2 protein-coding genes are annotated in these 1,170 nt (G+C 57.6%); both read left to right on the forward strand.

The features are described 5' to 3' along the window. Positions 1-412 (forward strand): biopolymer transporter ExbD (locus J5224_RS28965; protein ID WP_319802506.1); only part of this gene is annotated, 412 nt, incomplete at its 5' end. Next, the coding region (locus J5224_RS28970; RefSeq protein WP_264628537.1) for an ABC transporter substrate-binding protein at positions 399-1,170 on the forward strand (772 nt) is incomplete at its 3' end. The genes J5224_RS28965 and J5224_RS28970, both read left to right, overlap by 14 nt.

The raw sequence follows: 1,170 nt of genomic DNA on the forward strand, positions 1-1,170 counted from the left end.
TCTAATGGCGATATCTCATCATCAAGACGACGAAATACTGAGTGAAATGAACGTGACGCCCCTGGTGGATGTCATGCTGGTGCTGTTGGTGGTGTTTATCGTCACCGCCCCGTTACTAACCAATGCCATCCCGCTCAAGCTGCCCAGCACTGCCAGCGTTGCGCCACCGAATCAGCCAAAACCACTGGTGGTCAGCGTTGACAAGGAAGGCAACTACTATATCGATCGCCAGCAGATGCCCCTGGAGCAAATCAGCCTCGCGGTTAGCGCCGCCCATCAACAGGATGAACAGCGCGCCGTGCAACTGCGGGCAGACAGCCAGGTGGTGTATGAGCACGTAGCCAAAGCGATGGCGGCGATTCAAAAAACCGGTATTACTCGTTTGGCGGTCATTACCGATGCGAATGGTTAAGTCACTCTATCAGCGCCTGAAGTGCACCCTGACGGCCACCCCAGGCGATGTCCAGCGTAAGGTGGCGGTGGGGAGATGTGCGCTCGGCGGCGCCTTGATGTTGGCGCTGATACCGTTGGCACAGGCAACCGTGCCAACGGTACACGGGCTGGCGCTTTACGATAATCCAATGCTGCCCGCTGATTTTGATCACTTTCCTTACGTCAATCCCCGTGCGCCGAAAGGCGGTACGCTGGTACGTTCCGTACAGGGCAGTTTCGATTCCACCAACCCCATGATTATCACCGGCACCGCCGCCGCGGGGTTGAAGGCATTGGGCAGCGGGTTGGTGTATGAGTCACTGATGGTGCATAGCGCGGATGAGCCCTTTACCGAGTATGGCCTGATCGCCTCCGGCATTCGGCTGGATCCGGCGCGCCGATGGATTGAGTTTGATATTCATCCTGACGCCCGCTTCAGCGATGGCGTCCCGGTGACCGCAGCCGATGTAAAATTCAGCTTCGAGCTGTTACGCCAGCAGGGGTTACCCTTGTATCGTGGTTACTACGCTGATGTACTGGACGTCACGCTCCCCCATCCCAACACGGTGCGCTTCGCACTGGCGGAGAACAACTCACGCGAGTTGCCGCTTATTCTGGGGCAATTCCCCATATTGCCTGCCCATATCTGGCGTGGCCGTGACTTCACCCGGCCAACGCTGGATATTCCCATTGGCTCCGGCCCATATCGTGTCACCAAAGTCTCTCCGGGGTCACAGA

It is taken from the genome of Candidatus Symbiopectobacterium sp. NZEC135 (genome assembly GCF_025962695.1).